Origin of the sequence: Nostoc piscinale CENA21 (assembly GCF_001298445.1) — a bacterium.
GTDB lineage: Bacteria > Cyanobacteriota > Cyanobacteriia > Cyanobacteriales > Nostocaceae > Nostoc_B > Nostoc_B piscinale_A.
Window position 1 is genome coordinate 4,065,591 of the sequence record NZ_CP012036.1, and the last position, 18,385, is coordinate 4,083,975.

The window sequence follows — 18,385 nt, forward strand, 5'->3', positions numbered from 1 at the left end:
GAAGCCGCTTTGGACATGGTGTAATTAATTCTGTCTGACTACTTATAGCCAATATTTATAAGCGGCATAGGCCATAGTTACCACACCTGTGACAATCGCTGACTCATCAATTTCAAATTCGGGATGGTGTAATGGGTAATTGATGATTCTATCTTTAAAGCCGACACCCAAGCGAAACATTGAACCAGGGGCGTGTTCTAAATAAACGGAAAAATCTTCCGCGCCGAGGGATGGTTCTGGTAAAACTTGGACGCGATCGCTACTCCAGGCTTCTTCTGCGGCTGATTGTAACAACTGAGTTAAAGAATAATCATTTTGGACGCTGGGGACACCTTGACGATAATTAACTTGATATTTTGCGCCGTAAGCATGACAGACATTCGCCACAATATTCTCAATCCAATGGGGGAGATGGGCGCGGGTTTCAGGATGGAGCGATCGCACAGTTCCCCACAACTGCACTTGGTCAGCAATCACATTTGGCGCTCTACCACCCTGAATTTTCCCTATACTCAACACTACAGGGCGCAAAGGATTCTGAGTCCGACTGATGGCTTGTTGCAAAGCAGTAATTACTTGTGAAGCAATCCAAATTGCATCAGTCGCCTCATGGGGACGTGCGCCATGTCCAGATTCACCAATAATTGTAATTTCTAAATCATCAGCTGCGGCTGTCAACGCTCCGTAACGTATACCAATCGAACCTGCGGGTATAGAAGGAAAAACATGAACGCCTAAAATAGCTGAAACATCCTTCATCGCCTGATCTTGCACCATCCAGTTCGCTCCCTGGGCAATTTCTTCGGCGGCTTGAAATAAAAATCGCACCTTACCACCCAATTCATCAATGATTTGGGATAATACCATTGCCGTACCTAACCCAACAGTAGTATGCACATCGTGACCACAAGCGTGCATTACCCCATCTGTACGGGAAGCATATTCTAAACCTGTACGTTCTTGGATGGGTAAAGCATCCATATCAGTCCGAATCGCCAATAAACGCTCATCGGTACCTGTACCCTGGACTTCCCCAATCACACCTGTTTTTCCCACACCTTCTTGGACATGCAGACCACTAGAAGACAGAACTCCAGCCACAAAAGCAGCTGTTTGATACTCTTGACCACTGAGTTCTGGATGAGAATGGAGATGACGGCGAATTTCAACTAAACGGGGCGCTAGTTTTGTGGCTATATCTTTAATACGGGTTAGCATCAATCAATTTTAGTTACGAGCTTTGTTCCCATGATAAATAAGTGCTACTGAATAAAATGTTCTTGATTAAAGGGAACCGGGAACAGGTAACAGTTGACGAGAATTTCAACTCTTTCTACTCCCTACTCCCGGTTGGTGAGCGAAGCCGAACCATCACTTTCTATTTCTTAGTTTCCACTTCTTCAGACTGGGTATAACAAGTTGTACCTCGTGTAGTGCCTGCTTTAAATTTATTACATTGCTTGGGAATGACACGCTCTGATGACCACCAGTAAGGTTTATCAGAAGTGACATTACCCACAGGTAAAGTAGTTAGTCGGAAGTTGGCTCCGCGAAAATTGGTAAAGTATAGTTTAGCGCCTAATAAGTTTGCTGCTGTTAAATTAGCACCCAGAAAACCTGTAAAAGACAAATCGGCACTTTCTAAAGATGCTGAAGTTAAATTAGCACCTGTAAAAGATGCTCCTGTGAGATTGGCAGATTTCAATACTGCACCTTCGAGATTTGCATCGGTTAAATCTGCATTTACGAGATTGGCTTGAGATAAATTTGCTCCCCTTAAATTAGCCCCACGCAAGTTGACACCAGCTAAATTAGCTTGATTGAGGTCAGCACCACTCAAATCACAGCGAGGACAAGTACTAGATTGTCTTAACTGTTCTAGGTCTTGTTGATTCACCCCCAAGGCTTTTTCGCTTAACCCCGTGCAAACTATTAGGGCAACAATGCTGGCAATCTGGAGTTTCATAAGTTTTACGGATATTTTTATCGGTGATATGTTAAACGTAGTGTTACTGTCATACTTAACATATACACATATACCGTTAACTCAGCAAATCCTAGCAATGAAGTGGTGATGAAGAAGCTATAAAAATAGTATAAATTCTGATTTTAGGACTACACAAAACCAAATTTAGGCTTTAAGATTGAATCGTAAGGAACTATACAGAACTCTCTATAGACTATCACATATTCGATCCCCCCAGCTAGAAGAACAGTAGCTGGGGGGATATTAATTTGAGCATTTATACTGTGTTGAGTCAGTTAGTGATAATTCGGTATATCTATCAGGATTTACGCACAAAGGTTATCTGTCAAGAATGGGTGTGAGGGTGTAAGGGTTTTGAACACCTTCCTACGGGGAAGTTAAAAGTTAAAAGTCAAAAGTCAAAAATTATCTGAGTTTTAACTTTTGACTTGATGTTCCCTGCTCCCTCTTCCCTTTCCCGCAGGGGCTTAACTTAGCGCCATCCCAAGAAACGCAGTCCGGGAACAATTAAGTAGTGACTGACTCCTAGCCAAAAGCTTGTGAAAATGGCGACTAAAACAAATAAAGCCAAGGGTAGACCTAATTCTGACCACAGTGGCTGGGGTGAAAAGTAAAAGACTGTGGTGGGGAAACCTAAAATAAATAAGCCGGAAAAAATCAGTGCTGTGCCTAAAGCGGCTACTAAGGCATAAACTATGTGATGACTGCGAAACCCAAAGCTGAGAGATAGTAAAAATATTGAAACAGCAATCATCACAACTAAACCGTCACTGCTTTGTTTGGAGGAAATGAGTTCCCAAAATAACCAACCAAATCCATAGCTGATCATACCCATGAGTGATACGACTAAAAACCGTCGTCGTTGACCAAAACATCCAGATATGGTGAGTCCCCAGGCAGTTCCCAAGCCCGCACTCATAAAGACTAAAATATCTGGGCCAAAGTTAGTCTGAGAATTGGGAATTAGTCCTGGTAGCTGACCCATGATTAATTCCACAATGCGATCGCCTAAAATTGTGCGGTAAGCTACAAAAAAACCGATAATTGTGCCGCAACAAGCTCCTAGACTAGATAGTAGCATTGCCCAAATAATCGCCACACAAGCCTGAATTATTTTCAGCAAGGCTTTGGCAAGAAACAAGGCTGTTTTACCAATTGCTGTGAGAAAATCAGTAAAAGCTTGTTCAATGGTTTGAATTAGCCTTGTTAAGTTGTTGCTGGCTGAATTTGAGTTTGGTGGTTGGGAGAATGACTGTGGTTTCGCAGATTTGTTAATTTTTGCTAACCGTTTGAGAATGATGGCTGCATTAGATGGACGCGATCGTACGTCTTCTTTTACCATCTCATCAAGTAAATCAGCAAACTGTGAGTTGATATTGACTCGATTCCGCCAGCGCAATTCTCCAGTCTGCAAATCTTCCATCTCTGGCGGATACTTACCTGTGAGTAATTCAATCATTGTCCGGCCAAGAGCGTAAAAATCAGCCGCAGGCCCCACATTTCCCCCTGTGACTTGTTCTGGCGGACTGTAACCAGAAGAAAATAACCGCGTTGAACTTGATTCTCGACGCTGCATAGCGGCGTTCATTTGTTTAACACCGCCAAAATCAATTAATACTAATTGTTCCCACCCTGTTCTTGCTTGTGTTGGTGGTGCGGTTGAGGCTGGTATCCGCAACATTAAGTTAGAAGGTTTAATATCGCGGTGAATAATTTGGCATTTGTGCAGTTCTTGTAAAATCTTGACAGCTTGGGTGAACCAGTTGAGTACCAAATTCTCTGGACATCCTTGAGGATAGTTATTCATAATTTCATCCAGAGTCGGCCCGTTAATTTTTTCCATCACCAAACAAGCTAACTGGCGCGGTTTTGGACTAGTGATATTTACCTGAAAAAAACCATCAGCTTCGACTTTCGGAACACCAGGATGCTGCAAACTAATTAAAACTGCGGCTTCTTGTGTAAATAATTCCTGGGCTTTTGGTGAATCTTCCACCAAAACTTTTAGCACCTTTTCTGTTTGAGTTTTTTCATCCCAAACTGTATAAATTTGGGCAAAACCACCAGAACCCAGTGGTTGAATAGGGACATAGCGGTCTAGCAGCTGTAGTAATGCGCCACAACTGTTACAAAATTTGTTTCCCCAAGGTTGGGGGTAAGGACGTTGACAATCAGGATTTATGCAGTGAACCGCCCTTTGAGGGATATGGGACACAACCGCTACAATACAAACGCTGAGTTGATTTTAACCTATGTTAAGGAGGTAGGAGGACGAAGGCAGGAGGCAGGAGGGAAATCCCATAAATAAATTTATGGGATTTAACCAGGGCAAAATTTCATACTTCACACTTCCTAACTGTACCCATCCCAAGCAATGGGGAATGTGTAATCAGAAAATAGAGGAAAATTTTGATTGTCGCTGCGGGTTTCTTCATCCAAAACATTGACAACTTTGTTATAAATATCTTCTGCTTGTTGGGGAGAATCACCAATGCTGGTTAATCCTAATTTGCCAAATTGAGACAGACATCCCATCAAATGAAAGACTGTACCTGTTTCAGTGCCACTATCAAAATGTAATCTGTGATGGGCAATAATATCCATTAAATCGTTAGGTAACAATCCTCGATAACGGTCTTTTTGCAGGTTATCGGTGGCAACATAGTATTTAGGACGACCTTGCTGACTGTAAAACAATCCTGTGGATAGGTCATAGCGGCCATTTGTTAACAGTTTTAAGGTCATGAAAGGATGGGTTGTGCCACCTTTACGTAAGTTAATTTCGATCGCCTGAATATCCCAGTTGTTATTACCCTGGTCAACGGTGATAAAATCAACACCAAATCTTTCTAATGCGCCTTTTTCTGCGAGTTTTCTGCCAACTTTTAAGCCTAATTGTTGCAATGCTAAACGATAGCTTTCATCGGCGGGAAAGCGACATCCGAGATAAATTTGACCGTCTGGGCCGCCAAGAATTTGGTCGTGGGTGGAGAGGATTTCGACTTCGCCTGTGGGTGTGATGCGTCCTTGGACACTGGGAGAACGCTTGATTTCTCCTTCGACAAATGCTTCGACAATTGCACCTAATTCTGTTATTCGTCCGGAAAAATTTGCCCAAGTTTCTTGTTTAGCTTGAAAGCGCATGGTAGAAAAGCTACTGCTAATTGTTGCTATTCTTTGTTCACTCGAAGCTTGTCCTGGCGCTAAATTTATCATTGGTCTTAAATCTAGCAGGGCGTTACCTTCTCCAGAAATTCCTTCGTTGAGTTTTACCACCATCCTTTTTAATTCTGGTTGGCGTTCCCATAAATCGTTTGCCGCTTCTGCCAATGCTTGAGAACTCCAGACTCGTTCACTACCATCTGGATGGGGAACTCCACTTTCAGCAAAAATTTGCCGACTGCCACTTTTTGTACCCCAAATTTGTAAATCTGGTGCGGCTGCATATAAGGGTACATTCAATTTTAAAGATAATTCTGCTTCTAAATCTGTGGCGTTGTAGCAGATCATAAATGATTTTTCTAGCCTTAAGGCTTGCTGAATTCTATCTAGCAAACGAGGACGTTCTAAAATTTTTTTGGCTAAGAGGTTGCAGGGAAGAATCATAAGTAGAAAGTAAAAGTAAGCGATTACGTGCATGAGAAAATGGAATACCAGGTAACAGTTGCAAATAGTAGTCAATAATACTAGGATGCAAGGGCATTGAGGTTATATAAATTAGGCGAGTGCGAGGATTACGCAACCGCATTAAAGAAAATAACAATCTTTCTTCATAATGTTCACAACCTGCAATTTTTCGGAGTTCGCATTGATCGATGCTGAGTGAAGGAACAACCACGATATCTGCTTCACTATTATCGAATAGCTCAATGGTTTTCCAGCGATCGCGCAAAGTTGACTGCAAGTGGCGAAATTGATCAACCTGATCCAACTTTGAAACATTTAAAGTTACCATAATCCCTGCCCTGTAATGATCCCCAACATATCCGTCTTTCTTCGGTATACCGCACAGCCAGCTAGATGTAACTAAGCCTTAATACTTCTTGACTGCAAATATTAATTCTTTACTCTGTCATCGTAGAGATTTTTATAATTTTTTGCCTATACACCCAAAGAAGGAAAAATAAAGTATTCAGACAGGCACAGAATTAGATTACGATACAATTTTATACTGTTAAATTGCTGATGTTGTTTGGCGAGATCGCTACTCAACAAAAACTCCTAACATTCCAACAAAATCAATAAGTCAATAGCAATAAATATTAATAATTGAAGAAAAGTAAATATATCCCTAAATCTCACATCTGACCAAAAACAAATTACAAATGACAACCTTAAATATTTAACTTGATTTGTATCAAATTATTTACATAAATATCTTGGCAATTAACAATGACACAGATATCTTTATGTATAGAGATGTTGCAGACAAGACTGGGAAACAAGCTAGGCGCTAATTTCCTTCTAAACTAGAAAAACGGTGTCTGCAAAATTTATTACTAAATCTGTTTGTGTCGGGGGTGGGTCATGAGCCGTCCAATAATTCTTGGGATTGTGGGTGATAGTGCTGCGGGAAAAACAACACTAACTAGAGGTATCGCTCAAGTACTAGGGCCAGAAAATGTCACGCTGATTTGTACAGATGATTACCACCGTTATGATCGCAAACAACGTGCTGAAATTGGCATTACAGCTTTACACCCAGACTGCAACCATTTAGATATTATGCAGCAGCACCTGTCTTTACTCCGCACAGGACAGCCAATTCTCAAACCTGTGTATAGCCACAAAACAGGTACTTTTGAACCACCCCTATACATTAAGCCGAATAAATTTGTAATTATAGAAGGCTTACTGGGCTATTCTACCCGTGCCGCCCGCGATTGTTATGATGTTAAAGTTTATCTTGCGCCTCCCGAACCCATACGCGCCAAGTGGAAAGTTAAACGGGACACGCAAAAACGCGGCTACACTCCCGAACAAGTATTAGCAGAATTAGAAAAACGCGAACCAGACTCAGAACAATTTATTCGTCCCCAACGCCAATGGTCAGATATAGTAGTGAGTTTTTATCCACCTAACGGTGAAGAGGATGAAACCAATGGCCATCTCAATGTGCGGTTAGTGCTGCGTCCTACTATTCCCCATCCAGATTTCACACCGATTATCAACTTGACCAGTGGTGATGCTGGTTCAGCCATTCGTTTGGGACTAGACCGCGATATGAATAAACCAGTGGATGTGTTAGAAGTGGATGGTCACGCGACTTTAGAGCAGGTGAATAAACTAGAACATATCATCTGTTCGGATATGCCCCATTTACATAGTGTATGCGATCGCGAAAGTAATCCTGAGCTTGGCAAAATTGCTGGTACAACTGGCGAAACCTTACAAAGCTATCCCTTGGCTTTGACCCAGTTAATTATTACTTATCACATGCTGAAGGCGACGCAAATGTATCAGTAGGTTTAGCATAGGGTAAAGGGGTGTAAGGGTGTAGGTCTGCAAAACCCTTACACTCTTTTACATAGACACCCAGTTTCAGTTGACCCAATTAACCATCCTCAAATATTGACTGTGTAGCCATTTCTAATCCCCATCAAGATTGATATTTATTTTTTTCTGGAATTCTACTTGCGAGTGAAGTATCTATTACTTAGTTAGTGCATGAATTGTAGGTGTAAGACCTAGTTCTTACTGGTTGTAGTACCTACTATTTAGGCTGAGATACTTATTGCTAAGTAATCAAAAGCACATTATACATAAACTTGGGTCAAAACTACCACCATAGATAAAACTCTAAATTAATTTCTAAGTACGAGCATCTGAGGCGGGTAAACTATGAATGGTAACTCATTTCTAACTTCTGGCGATCAGCAAAATAACTGTTGTCAATATGTTGTAAATAATACATTTAATTCGCCAAGTCATGAGGCTAAAGGTAGTGGACAATCTGCTGTCAAAGAAAGTTATCTACGCGCTTGTGCTTTGAAATCAGCGAAACAAGGAAATTATACTCAAGCGATCGCCTTATTAAATGAATTAATTCGTCGTTATCCCCACAACGCTGCTGATTACAACAATCGTGGGTTAATTTATTTTCAAAGCGGTGAAAAGCAAAAAGCTTTTTGTGACTACAATACAGCCCTAAATTTAAATCCCAATTTAGCAAGTGCTTATAACAATCGCGCTAATTACTATGCAGCTTGTGGAGAATTAGCCGCAGCTTTGGCTGATTACGACCAAGCAATTGATTTGAATCCTAGTTATGTGCGAGCTTGGATTAACCGGGCTATTACTTTCCGCGATTTAGACCAGTATGAAGAAGCAATTGAGAATTTGGAAATTGCACTGTTGTTTGGTCAGTTAGAAGCGCATATTTGGGCAGAACGTGGCCGGACTTATCATCTGTGGGGTGATTGGAATTGTGCGATCGCTGATTATCGTCGTGCTATGGCACAACTATCTACAAACCAGAATAGCAATGTTTCAGCTTATCGTTTGCGCTTACAAATCGAAACTTGGTTAAATGAGCTACTATCGCAAAAGTAGGGAGTGAGGAGTAGAAAAAGTCCACAAACACTAACTTTTTGCTTGTTGATGGTGCAGTAAAGCCTGATTAATATGATGCAGTAAATCTTCCATTGAGATGGAACGGGGTAAAATTTCTGTAGCGATCGCCCTGAGAGATTGATCTAAATTATCTCGGTTGCTATGTTTGTGAGGCTTGATTTCTGCTGGAAAATTCCCTTGTTCACGCTGAGAACGTTGATCAAGTACTAAAATCGGCGGTAAATTAACCGTCGCAGCTTTTAATGCTTTTAATGTTTTTAACACATCCTGGTGAATTGGTGATTCTCCCAAGCAAATCAGCAACAAGTCAACACTGTTGTGGCGAATTTGTTGGTTAACTTCTGCCCAACAGCGCCCAATAGCGGCTTTTAAACCGGCTGTCTGCAAATACTGAATTAAAGCTTGAAACCACTCTGAACCTCTTTCGCTCGTCACATGATTAGTAGCAGCATTTTTCAGAGTGCGATCATGTCTCACCTGTTTGCGCCTGATTTGGGGTAAATCATGGAGTGTTGTCAAATCCACTACTAAAATACTTGGTGGACAGCAAATACCAGAGGCAATTTGTAATACTGACAACAAAGGATCAACTTTGTCTGCGCGACTGTGATTGGTTTTCCCAAAGGGTGTTAAGCAGGGAAATACAGACAGTCCAGGTATCTGGGAAGCCGCCAAACTAGTAGCCACATCACAAGTCACCAATGGGAGAGCGAGTAAACGCGGGTGCTGTGTTAATTGTTGTAAATAACTTTGGGCTAAGGAACCTTCAATATCTAATAAGATGACATCAAATTGCCAAACCCTAGCTAAGAGTTCTGCTTGATCTAGGTTATCCACTTCTATCACCCGATGCTCACGCAATGAGGGGTGGGGGTTAATCGATGTTAATTCGGGATTAACTAATCTGAGAATTCGCAATGGTTGATTTTTGGTAATTGTGGGACTTTTACCAACCGCAGCAGATGTAATTGTGGGTTCGGCACACAATTTGTCTAACAGTGGTGCTAAAGCTTGATTTTCTACAGGTAAGCTCAAGAAACCATCTGCTTGGTTGGCAAATGCTTGCTCTTTTTCTGCCCCTGTGGCAGTGATAATGATGGGGATGTGTCTTGTGGCTACGTCAGATTTGATCAATGTCAGCACATCCCACCCAGAAAGTAATGGTAATAAAGGATTTAAAAATATCGCTTGTGGTTGTAAGCGTCGGGCTTTTTCGACGGCTTCTGTTCCTGAACGGGCAATAACGACTCGATAACCCAAACCTTTGAGTTTTTCTGCTAAATCTTCTATATATCGAGCCACCGCTTCGACTATCAGCACTAATCTTTGGGAGCAACCAGGGAGATGTTGATTACTGTTACCTGGGGAAGTAACAGCAAGGGGAACTTTCTGCACACCCAGATTTTGCTGGGTTCTATCTTCTGGATTGCTAATCTCAGGATCAGTAAAACCTGTGCTTGGGGGGCTGGGTGGTAATAAGAGTGTAAATTGACTACCTTTGCCTTCTTGAGACAAAAAGCTGACATCGCCGCCATGCAAGCGGGCTAAAGCTCTGGTTAACACCAGTCCTAAACCAGTTCCTTCAAATTGTCTGGTGAGGGGATTTTCCAGTTGTTGAAATTTTTGAAAAATTAAATGTTGCTGGTGTTCGGGGATACCTATGCCTGTATCCCAAATTGTAAAAGCAATCCAGCCTTCCCAGCGATTGACGCGCAAACCTATTTCGCCGGATGTTTCGGTGAATTTAAAAGCGTTGGAAAGCAAATGTACTAACATTTGGCGCAAGCGCAATTCATCCGCCACCATCTGCTCTAAGCCTTGTTCAATGGCTAAGGTAAATTTTGGTACTGGGGGGCTGATATGGGCCTGGCTACTGGAGACTGTTTTGCTGCTTTGAGTATGGATTGCTGTGACTTCGGCGAGGGCGCGATCGCACACAGCCTGTATATTCACTGGTGCGAGGGTTAATTCCATCTGCCCAGTTTCCATCCGAGTCAAGTCTAAAATGTCGTTGACCACACTCATTAAGTGACGACCGCTTTGATGAATGAGTCCAGCATAACGGGCTTGTCGTTCGTTTAATTCCCCTAATTGTTGGTCTACCAGTAACCGTGATAATCCTAAAACTGCCGTCAGGGGTGTTTTCAGTTCGTGACTAATACAAGCTAAAAATTCATCTTTTAACCGATTCAATTGAATCAAGTCGGCATTTTTAGCGGCGAGTTCTTTACATAATTGTTGCTGTTCGGTGACATCAGTGCCTAAAACCAACCACAAATGATGATGATTTTCGGCGGCTGGTTCTTCTAAAACTCGTAAATCTGGGCTATCTAAGGGTATTTTGGCAAATTGCCAGATGCGTTCTTGACCGTTTTGTTCTTCGACAACACAGGTGCAAGTCCCCATTTGGCTATCTAAAAAGCAGCGATTAAAAGCGGGTGAAGTTGCTGACGATGCTGATAGGAAACTGTTATGGGGTAAGGCTTCATGCTTCAACGCCCAAGTATGTTCTACAGAATTAAACTTGAATTGTGATAATGCGCTATCTTCACCAGATGGAACTTTCACCGCTGTTTGACTGACATACTCTGGTTGTTTAGTCAAGGCTGGAGACAGGATATGTACTACTTGTCGCCGTACATCTTCGGGATCTTTTAAACCTCCCAACTGTTGCCACCAAGCTGGGTTTTGGGTGACGATTTCCCCTGTACTGGTTTGCAGCATCAATGGCCAAGGCAGTTGTTCGAGTAACTTGATTAGGGGTTTGTGGCGCAATGGCTGAAATGAATGAGTTTTGCGCGATCGCCAGTGAGTTTTGACTTTAGAACTGGCGGTGTCTGGAGTTTCTCTGAATACCTGACCAACCGAATTCAATAAATTAGCGGATGTTTTGCCTGCTTTTTCCTGGGCTAATAATCGCAATAAACGACTGCTATTTAACAGCCCTAAAAACTTGCCTTCGCCATCAACCAATGTCCAATTCACATTGTGGCTAGATGAGGCTGAATAGTAACGCAAAAACTGCACAAATTGTTCAACGCGATCGCTGGCTGCGAATATTTGTAATGGCTCAAAAATGCTGTCCTTCCAGAGGATTAAGGGCTGTTGCAGCAAATCCAAATATTCTGCTTCTGGAGATTCGATCAGCAGTTTTTGGGTTAACTGGACGGATTTTAGCAATCCGATTGGTTCTTGGAGTTGATTAACTACTACTAGGCGATCGCACTGTTCTTGCTCAAAAACTTCCAAAGCCGCTACTAACGTACTTATTTCACCACATTTAGGTACGGTTGCTAGAAAGTTATAAAGCGGGTACTGTAGCATTGACATAAGGCTTTGGGGTTAATCCTTCCTCTAGCAGCGTTGAGCTTGAACGTTGGCGATCGGATAAATAGTGTTCGCGCTGACAATAACATCTTCATCAACAAACTCATTTCCCCAATTCTTGTTTGAGCCTTAAGACCATTGCCGTGGTAAATTTAATTGTTCCAGCCCTGCCTTGCTGGTTGACTTTGCCTTTGCCACTTTATAACTTTGGGGAAATAACCTGAAAGTGTTTTACTTGTGTTGTCACTTTTGATCAAGAGTGACAGCTAAAACAATTATGGCTCTCAAGACTCGCTTTAGAACCTTGAGGAATTATAATGATTTAGAATGCGAGCCGACTTTAAGTTAGTTTAAGTATCCTATCAAGGGGTGAAATCAAAAAATCTACATTCTGATAGATATACATATGCGAATCTCAATCAACTAATGTATCCTCTATAACGAACACCTCATCTGCCGCTCAATAAATCTTCCTGCTTACTTGTTTTCTATGGTCTTTGAGCCACTATAGAAATTTGTTTATCTAGAGCGGTAATTGAGAATTGACTAACAACTTAACTAAATTATTAGTCAGGTTCTCTCAAGTTTCCCTCAAACTTTGTTCAACTTAACCAAATGTGGTTGGAGTGATTCAGCAAGATGTTTAAATATATAAATGCTACTACCTATACTATTTTTCCAAGCAAATGTTAAAAAAATTTTAGATAACCTAGTTCAGCTAGGTACCCAATTACCATTTAACCCAACAAACGGGTACTTCTTTCAGCCTAGTTCTGCTCAATTTAGCACATCTACTCTGGTGTCTGCCACCACAGCTAGACTTTACTCCTTACTAAATTGGTGGCCAGCGAATCTTAATCAAAATTTTATAGACAAATATTTTTACGTGTTTGCGTGCCAGCAGCAAAAACCACAACAGGTTTTTCAGCAAATGACTCAAGTAGATCAGCGGGTATTGTTACAACAAATTAAATCTGATTATCGCCAGATTCTTATAGATTACTTTACTACAGACAAAACCTTGAAAGAAAAAATTGATAAATTCATCAACACAGTGTTTTGTGCTAATATTCCTGTGCCTCAAATCATAGAAATTCACATGGAACTCATTGATGAGTTTTCTAAACAGCTAAAATTAGAAGGAAGGAGTGATGAGACATTACTTGATTACCGTTTGACTCTTATAGATATCTTAGCCCACCTATGTGAAGCTTATAGATGTGCAATTTCTAAATAGGACATCACAACCCTCAGCAAATATATCAGCAACAGTCACCAACCCTAAAAACTATGTATTTTCCTAAAATCAATCACTAAATTTAGATTTTAGTTTTTATGTTTAAGTTCATCTTTTTATGAATAAAGCCAGAAAAACTTATGTTCTCAAACTTTATGTTGCTGGGAACACGCCTAACTCAGTCCGGGCATTAAAAACACTCAAAAATATATTAGAGCAGGAGTTTCAAGGTGTTTATGCACTCAAAGTCATCGACGTAATGAAAAATCCCCAACTAGCTGAAGAAGATAAAATCTTAGCGACACCAACATTATCAAAAATTTTACCGCCTCCTGTTCGGAAAATTATAGGTGATCTTTCAGATCGAGAAAGAGTATTAATTGGATTAGATTTATTGTATGAAGAACTAAGTGAAGAAGACTGGGAAGAATCCCAAAACCTTTAATTTAAATTTTTTTGCAGATAAATTAGTACCTTTAGTAAGAGAAAAACTGGGTTAAAAACCCTATTTATGATCAGGCAATGAGTGAAAACGAGCAAAAAGAGCAGAACCCAACACCAATTGGTGGTGTAGAAAAAATTCGGACAATGATCGAGGGCTTTGACGATATTAGTCATGGTGGTTTACCAGTAGGTAGAACTACCTTAGTCAGTGGCACCTCCGGTACAGGTAAAACCTTATTATCCCTTCAGTTTTTATATAACGGCATTACTTATTTTGATGAGCCGGGCGTATTTGTGACCTTTGAAGAATCGCCCAGCGACATTATCAAAAATGCTCATATTTTTGGTTGGAACTTACAACGCTTAATTGATGAAGGTAAGTTATTTATTCTCGATGCTTCGCCAGATCCAGAAGGTCAAGATATTGTCGGTAATTTTGACCTTTCGGCATTAATTGAGCGATTACAATATGCCATTCGGAAATATAAAGCCAAACGTGTATCTATTGATTCGATTACTGCCGTATTTCAACAATATGAAGCAGTGGGAGTCGTCAGACGCGAAATTTTTCGCTTGGTGGCCCGGCTAAAACAATTGAATGTTACTACCATCATTACCACTGAACGAAGTGAAGAATATGGCCCTGTGGCTTCTTTTGGGGTTGAGGAATTTGTTTCGGATAACGTGGTAATTGTGCGGAATGTATTAGAAGGAGAACGTCGGCGACGGACGACGGAAATCCTCAAGTTACGGGGTACAACCCACATGAAAGGTGAGTATCCTTTTACTATTACTAATGCTGGAGTCAACATCTTTCCTCTGGGCGCAATGCGCTTGACTCAAAGGTCTTCTAATGTCCGCGTTTCATCTGGTGTCAAAACACTTGATGAAATGTGTGGTGGTGGTTTCTTTAAAGATTCGATTATTTTAGCCACAGGAGCTACTGGTACTGGGAAAACACTACTTGTAAGTAAATTTTTACAAAATGGTTGTGTTAACAGTGAACGCGCCATTTTATTTGCTTATGAAGAATCACGCGCTCAACTGTCACGCAATGCTTCTTCTTGGGGTATTGATTTTGAAGAATTAGAACATCAAGGGTTACTCAAAATCATTTGTACTTATCCTGAATCAACTGGTTTAGAAGATCACCTACAAATTATTAAGTCAGAAATTGCTAATTTTAAACCAGCAAGAATTGCCATTGATTCACTTTCAGCCTTAGCCAGAGGTGTAAGTAATAACGCTTTTCGTCAGTTTGTGATTGGTGTAACTGGTTATGCCAAGCAAGAAGAAATCACTGGTTTTTTCACCAATACAACTGACCAATTTATGGGTTCTCATTCTATTACTGACTCACATATTTCCACAATTACTGACACAATTTTGATGTTGCAGTACGTAGAAATTCGTGGGGAAATGTCGCGGGCAATTAACGTGTTTAAAATGCGAGGTTCCTGGCACGATAAAGGAATTCGTGAGTATAATATTACGGCTGACGGCCCAGAAATTAAAGATTCTTTCAGGAATTACGAACGGATTGTGAGTGGTGCGCCTACCCGCGTTAGCATCGACGAAAAGGCAGAACTTTCTCGCATAGTCAGAAGTTTTGAAGACAAAAGGAGTACAGATTCCTAAATTTGGTATCGTGCTATATTCCTTCTTCAATTTAGTATCGTGCTATATTCTGTGGTGAAGAAAAGGTTTCTGCCGCTAGATTGATTTTCGTGTGAGGGGATGCGGTGAAAGGACAGCAATTATTTCATAACAGACAGCAATTATTTCATACTTTCTTACCTGGGGTAACAATGGCGGTATTAACAGCCCAACCCGCCTTGGCTAACACAGTAAAAGTAAGTAACGTACAACAAAAATCTGCCCCTAGTGTTGTGACTTTAACTGAAAGTCATAACTTAGTAGCAGACAACACGCAACTGCCTAAAACTGCAAATCAGATGTTTCCAGATGCAGGCTCGAATTCTGAGCCTACTGCCTTGAATGTGCCTACTTTAAATAGTCAAAGTCACCCAGGCACATTGACAGAAAATACTGGTATAACACTGGCACAAATACCTCAGAAACATCCAGTTGGTTTTGCCAATTCGACACCGGCTTTAAATTTTTCTCAAAAGTCAGAGCCGCGTAATTCACGCAGAATTCAAAAACAAAAAAAAATCAGCAACTGCGGCTAGAGAGACATTTAATAATACATCTGTCAATTCTGCTACTTCCCCAGTTTCTGCTATTCAAAAAAAAACCTGTTTTCTTATCTTCGATTCAACAGTCAGCAGCATCACAGCCAAATTTAAAAACGCAGTTGCCCATAGCCCAACCAACGGTATTTAAGGGTGCAGGGGCGGCACAATTGTTAGCAGCACGCAGTTGCTCACAAGAAATCGGGATATCGACGGCACTATCTTTGTACTCCAGAGGTTGTGAGCAGCAAAAATTAACTGGAGAGCTAACGGCACAAACCAATACAGTCACACCAGAACCTGCGGAAGTAGCGCCAGATTCTCCGACTGTGCCTAGTAATAGTGATTCTGGTTCTACGCCAGTGGAGACAGTACCAACAGCTAGTCCAACTCCAGTCGTAGAACCTGCCAATGCTCCCGTACCGAGCAGTACTAGTCCGGCTACTACTGATGCTGTCCAAGTTCCAGAAAACTTGATTCCGACGGCGAATCCGTTGCAATTTCCTACCAAAGCCGAGGAAGTTACTGTTCAAGGTAATCAACCAATTACTTTAGAACAAGCTTTGGAGGTAGCGCGACGGAATAATCGAGAACTACAGATATCGGTATTACAGCTAGAACGCAGTCGAGCGGCTTTACGGGAAGCCCAAGCCGCTTTGTATCCGACTTTGGATTTGAATGCGGATATTACTCGCAGTCAGTCGGCTTCTAGTCAGCTACAAGATACGTTAAACGGGCGAGCTGGGTTAAGTTCCAACAGTGATGAACCTAGCACTGGGTTCAATGGTCAGGCGCAGTTGACGTATAACATTTACACTTCGGGAAGACGGCAAGCTGCGATTAAAGAAGCTGAGGAACAGGTACGTTTCAATGAATTGGATGTGGAACGCCAATCTGAGGAAATTCGCCTGAATGTAAGTACGCAATATTACGACTTGCAAGAAGCTGATGAGCAAGTACGGATTAACCAATCAGCTGTAGAAAATGCCCAAGCGAGTTTGCGTGACGCGGAAGCCTTAGAACGTGCGGGAGTTGGTACTCGCTTTGATGTTTTGCGATCGCAAGTTAACTTAGCTAATGCTCAACAAGACTTAACTAATGCAATTTCCAATCAGCTAATAGCCAGACGACAGTTAGTCACTACCCTGAGTTTGCCACAAGATATTACTATTAGTGCAGCAGATACAGTGCAGTTAGCTGGTTTGTGGAATCGGTCATTAGAAGAAAGTATTGTTTTGGCGTTTCAAAATCGTCCAGAACTACAACAGCAGTTGGCACAACGGAACATTAGCGAACAACAGCGCCGACAAGCTTTAGCAGCTAATTTACCACAATTGAGTTTTATTGCTAACTACAACTTGTTGGATCAGTTTGATGATAGCGTCAGCATTACTGACGGTTATTCTGTTGGGGTGAGAGCAAGTTGGAATTTGTTTGATGGTGGTGCAGCACGGGCTAGAGCATCTCAGGCCAGAGCAAATAAAGCGATCGCAGAAACCAATTTTGCCGAGCAACGTAACCAAATCCGCTTCCAAGTAGAACAGGCTTTTTCTACCCAACGGTCTAATCTAGACAACGTGCAAACTGCTAACACAGCCTTAGAACAAGCCAGAGAAGCTCTACGTCTGGCGCGGTTACGCTTCCAAGCTGGGGTGGGTACGCAAACTGATGTGATTAACTCCGAAACTGACTTAACAAGAGCAGAAGGTAATCGAGTCACCGCTATCTTAAATTACAACCGGGCTTTAGCTCGATTACAGCGTGCAGTTACTATTAGGTCATTTCGTTAATTAGTCAATGGTCATTATTCAGAAGGCAGGAGGCAGGAGGGAATCTCCAGAAATAAATTGAGGTTATTAACCCTTCTCATTCTCCTGTCGGAGACGCTGCGCGAACTACTGCGCTCAGGGTTCACCTAGACGCGATATTTCTTGTGCTTCGCATCGCAAAATGTACAGCAGGTTGTAACTAAATGAGGTATGCAATCGGAGAATTAAATATAGAAATTCTTCTTCTGCCTCCTGCCCCCTGCCTCCTGCCTTTTTTGGTCAATGGTCAATAGTTCTGGCTGAGAGTTGAAATTTTTAACTCTGGACTATTGACTCTAGACTATTGACTATGGACTATTGACTACAGACTACCCATGACTCAAGTTACATCTCAAGAAATTGCCTTATTTCGTTCTCAGTTAGCAGATGATCCCATAGCTATGGAAACACTGGATTTGATTGAAGACTGTGAAGGAGACTTAGAAGATGCAGCCATGACACTCGCTATCAAAGCTGGGCAAGAACCAGAACAAGCAAATTCTGAATGGTTAGATGCTTTGGCGAAAAAGTGGCGGGCAGTAATTTGTGAATCAGAATTTAGAGAAGAATTGTTAAATAGCTCGATTTTAGAGATGATGGCACATCTCAAAACAATGCCCACTTTTCCTAAAATTTTGGCGACACCAGTTTTAATTTACGTCCTCAAGCAAGGTGTGAACAATTTTTGTGAACCATTGGATGGGATTAAGTTGGAAGTGGGGAGTGGGGAGTAGAAAGACAAGGGGGACAAGGGAGACAAGGGAGACAAGGGAGGATAATAAATCAGCACTCAGCACTCAGCACTTTTTTACTG

General features: G+C 41.5%; 12 protein-coding genes and 1 pseudogene. 8 read left to right on the forward strand and 5 right to left on the reverse strand.

The window, feature by feature from the left end; genetic code table 11:
- Positions 1-42: 42 nt before the first annotated feature.
- From ACX27_RS17710 to ACX27_RS17725, 4 genes and pseudogenes are all read right to left on the reverse strand, one after another.
- Positions 43-1,218 carry a M20 family metallopeptidase gene (locus tag ACX27_RS17710; RefSeq protein ID WP_062294768.1) on the reverse strand — a complete coding sequence of 392 codons (1,176 nt, stop codon included), beginning with the start codon at positions 1,216-1,218 and terminating at the stop codon, positions 43-45.
- Positions 1,219-1,378: 160 nt separating this feature from the next.
- Positions 1,379-1,966 (reverse strand): pentapeptide repeat-containing protein, encoded by a 588-nt coding sequence (locus ACX27_RS17715; protein ID WP_062294769.1) that lies wholly within the window; start codon positions 1,964-1,966, stop codon positions 1,379-1,381.
- A gap of 493 nt (positions 1,967-2,459) precedes the next feature.
- Positions 2,460-4,202: a serine/threonine protein kinase gene (locus tag ACX27_RS17720; RefSeq protein ID WP_200929817.1), complete on the reverse strand. Its 1,743-nt coding sequence runs from the start codon at positions 4,200-4,202 to the stop codon at positions 2,460-2,462.
- 137 nt (positions 4,203-4,339) lie between these two features.
- Positions 4,340-5,942 (reverse strand): annotated as a pseudogene (locus ACX27_RS17725) (peptide ligase PGM1-related protein).
- Positions 5,943-6,514: 572 nt separating this feature from the next.
- Between ACX27_RS17725 and ACX27_RS17730 the strand changes: the two are divergent.
- Together ACX27_RS17730 and ACX27_RS17735 are read left to right on the forward strand one after the other, a co-directional pair.
- Positions 6,515-7,453: a phosphoribulokinase gene (locus ACX27_RS17730; RefSeq protein ID WP_062294770.1), complete on the forward strand. Its 939-nt coding sequence runs from the start codon at positions 6,515-6,517 to the stop codon at positions 7,451-7,453.
- A gap of 375 nt (positions 7,454-7,828) precedes the next feature.
- Complete coding sequence (locus ACX27_RS17735) at positions 7,829-8,539, forward strand: tetratricopeptide repeat protein (protein ID WP_062294771.1); 711 nt, start codon at positions 7,829-7,831, stop codon at positions 8,537-8,539.
- Positions 8,540-8,569: 30 nt separating this feature from the next.
- Here the strand turns inward: ACX27_RS17735 and ACX27_RS17740 are convergent, their stop codons facing one another.
- Positions 8,570-11,890 (reverse strand): ATP-binding response regulator, encoded by a 3,321-nt coding sequence (locus ACX27_RS17740; protein WP_062294772.1) that lies wholly within the window; start codon positions 11,888-11,890, stop codon positions 8,570-8,572.
- 652 nt (positions 11,891-12,542) lie between these two features.
- On the opposite strand from ACX27_RS17740, the gene ACX27_RS32905 reads away from it, so the two are divergent.
- The 6 genes from ACX27_RS32905 (at position 12,543) to ACX27_RS17765 (ending at position 18,305) form a co-directional block, all read left to right on the forward strand.
- Complete coding sequence (locus ACX27_RS32905) at positions 12,543-13,124, forward strand: KaiA family protein (protein WP_083468760.1); 582 nt, start codon at positions 12,543-12,545, stop codon at positions 13,122-13,124.
- A gap of 118 nt (positions 13,125-13,242) precedes the next feature.
- Entirely contained in the window at positions 13,243-13,569 is a 327-nt protein-coding gene (gene kaiB / locus ACX27_RS17750) for a circadian clock protein KaiB (RefSeq protein WP_062294773.1), read from the forward strand.
- Positions 13,570-13,646: 77 nt separating this feature from the next.
- Positions 13,647-15,206 carry a circadian clock protein KaiC gene (kaiC, locus tag ACX27_RS17755; RefSeq protein ID WP_062294774.1) on the forward strand — a complete coding sequence of 520 codons (1,560 nt, stop codon included), beginning with the start codon at positions 13,647-13,649 and terminating at the stop codon, positions 15,204-15,206.
- 104 nt (positions 15,207-15,310) lie between these two features.
- Positions 15,311-15,760: a hypothetical protein gene (locus ACX27_RS35360; RefSeq protein ID WP_200929818.1), complete on the forward strand. Its 450-nt coding sequence runs from the start codon at positions 15,311-15,313 to the stop codon at positions 15,758-15,760.
- A gap of 125 nt (positions 15,761-15,885) precedes the next feature.
- A complete protein-coding gene (locus ACX27_RS17760; protein WP_335337706.1) occupies positions 15,886-17,553 on the forward strand; it encodes a TolC family protein in 1,668 nt (555 codons plus the stop codon).
- A 353-nt stretch (positions 17,554-17,906) separates the two neighbouring features.
- The gene (locus ACX27_RS17765; RefSeq protein ID WP_062294775.1) at positions 17,907-18,305 is read left to right on the forward strand and encodes a hypothetical protein; all 399 of its coding nucleotides are present in this window, start codon (positions 17,907-17,909) and stop codon (positions 18,303-18,305) included.
- Positions 18,306-18,385 lie beyond the last annotated feature (80 nt).

What these genes read in the sequence shown, in the direction of transcription:
- ACX27_RS17710 (WP_062294768.1), bottom strand. Translation starts at nt 1,218, where the DNA reads ATGCTAACCCGTATTAAAGATATAGCCACAAAACTAGCGCCCCGTTTA.
- ACX27_RS17715 (WP_062294769.1), bottom strand. Translation starts at nt 1,966, where the DNA reads ATGAAACTCCAGATTGCCAGCATTGTTGCCCTAATAGTTTGCACGGGG.
- ACX27_RS17730 (WP_062294770.1), top strand. Translation starts at nt 6,515, where the DNA reads ATGAGCCGTCCAATAATTCTTGGGATTGTGGGTGATAGTGCTGCGGGA.
- ACX27_RS17735 (WP_062294771.1), top strand. Translation starts at nt 7,829, where the DNA reads ATGAATGGTAACTCATTTCTAACTTCTGGCGATCAGCAAAATAACTGT.
- ACX27_RS17740 (WP_062294772.1), bottom strand. Translation starts at nt 11,890, where the DNA reads ATGTCAATGCTACAGTACCCGCTTTATAACTTTCTAGCAACCGTACCT.
- ACX27_RS32905 (WP_083468760.1), top strand. Translation starts at nt 12,543, where the DNA reads ATGCTACTACCTATACTATTTTTCCAAGCAAATGTTAAAAAAATTTTA.
- kaiB (WP_062294773.1), top strand. Translation starts at nt 13,243, where the DNA reads ATGAATAAAGCCAGAAAAACTTATGTTCTCAAACTTTATGTTGCTGGG.
- kaiC (WP_062294774.1), top strand. Translation starts at nt 13,647, where the DNA reads ATGAGTGAAAACGAGCAAAAAGAGCAGAACCCAACACCAATTGGTGGT.
- ACX27_RS17765 (WP_062294775.1), top strand. Translation starts at nt 17,907, where the DNA reads ATGACTCAAGTTACATCTCAAGAAATTGCCTTATTTCGTTCTCAGTTA.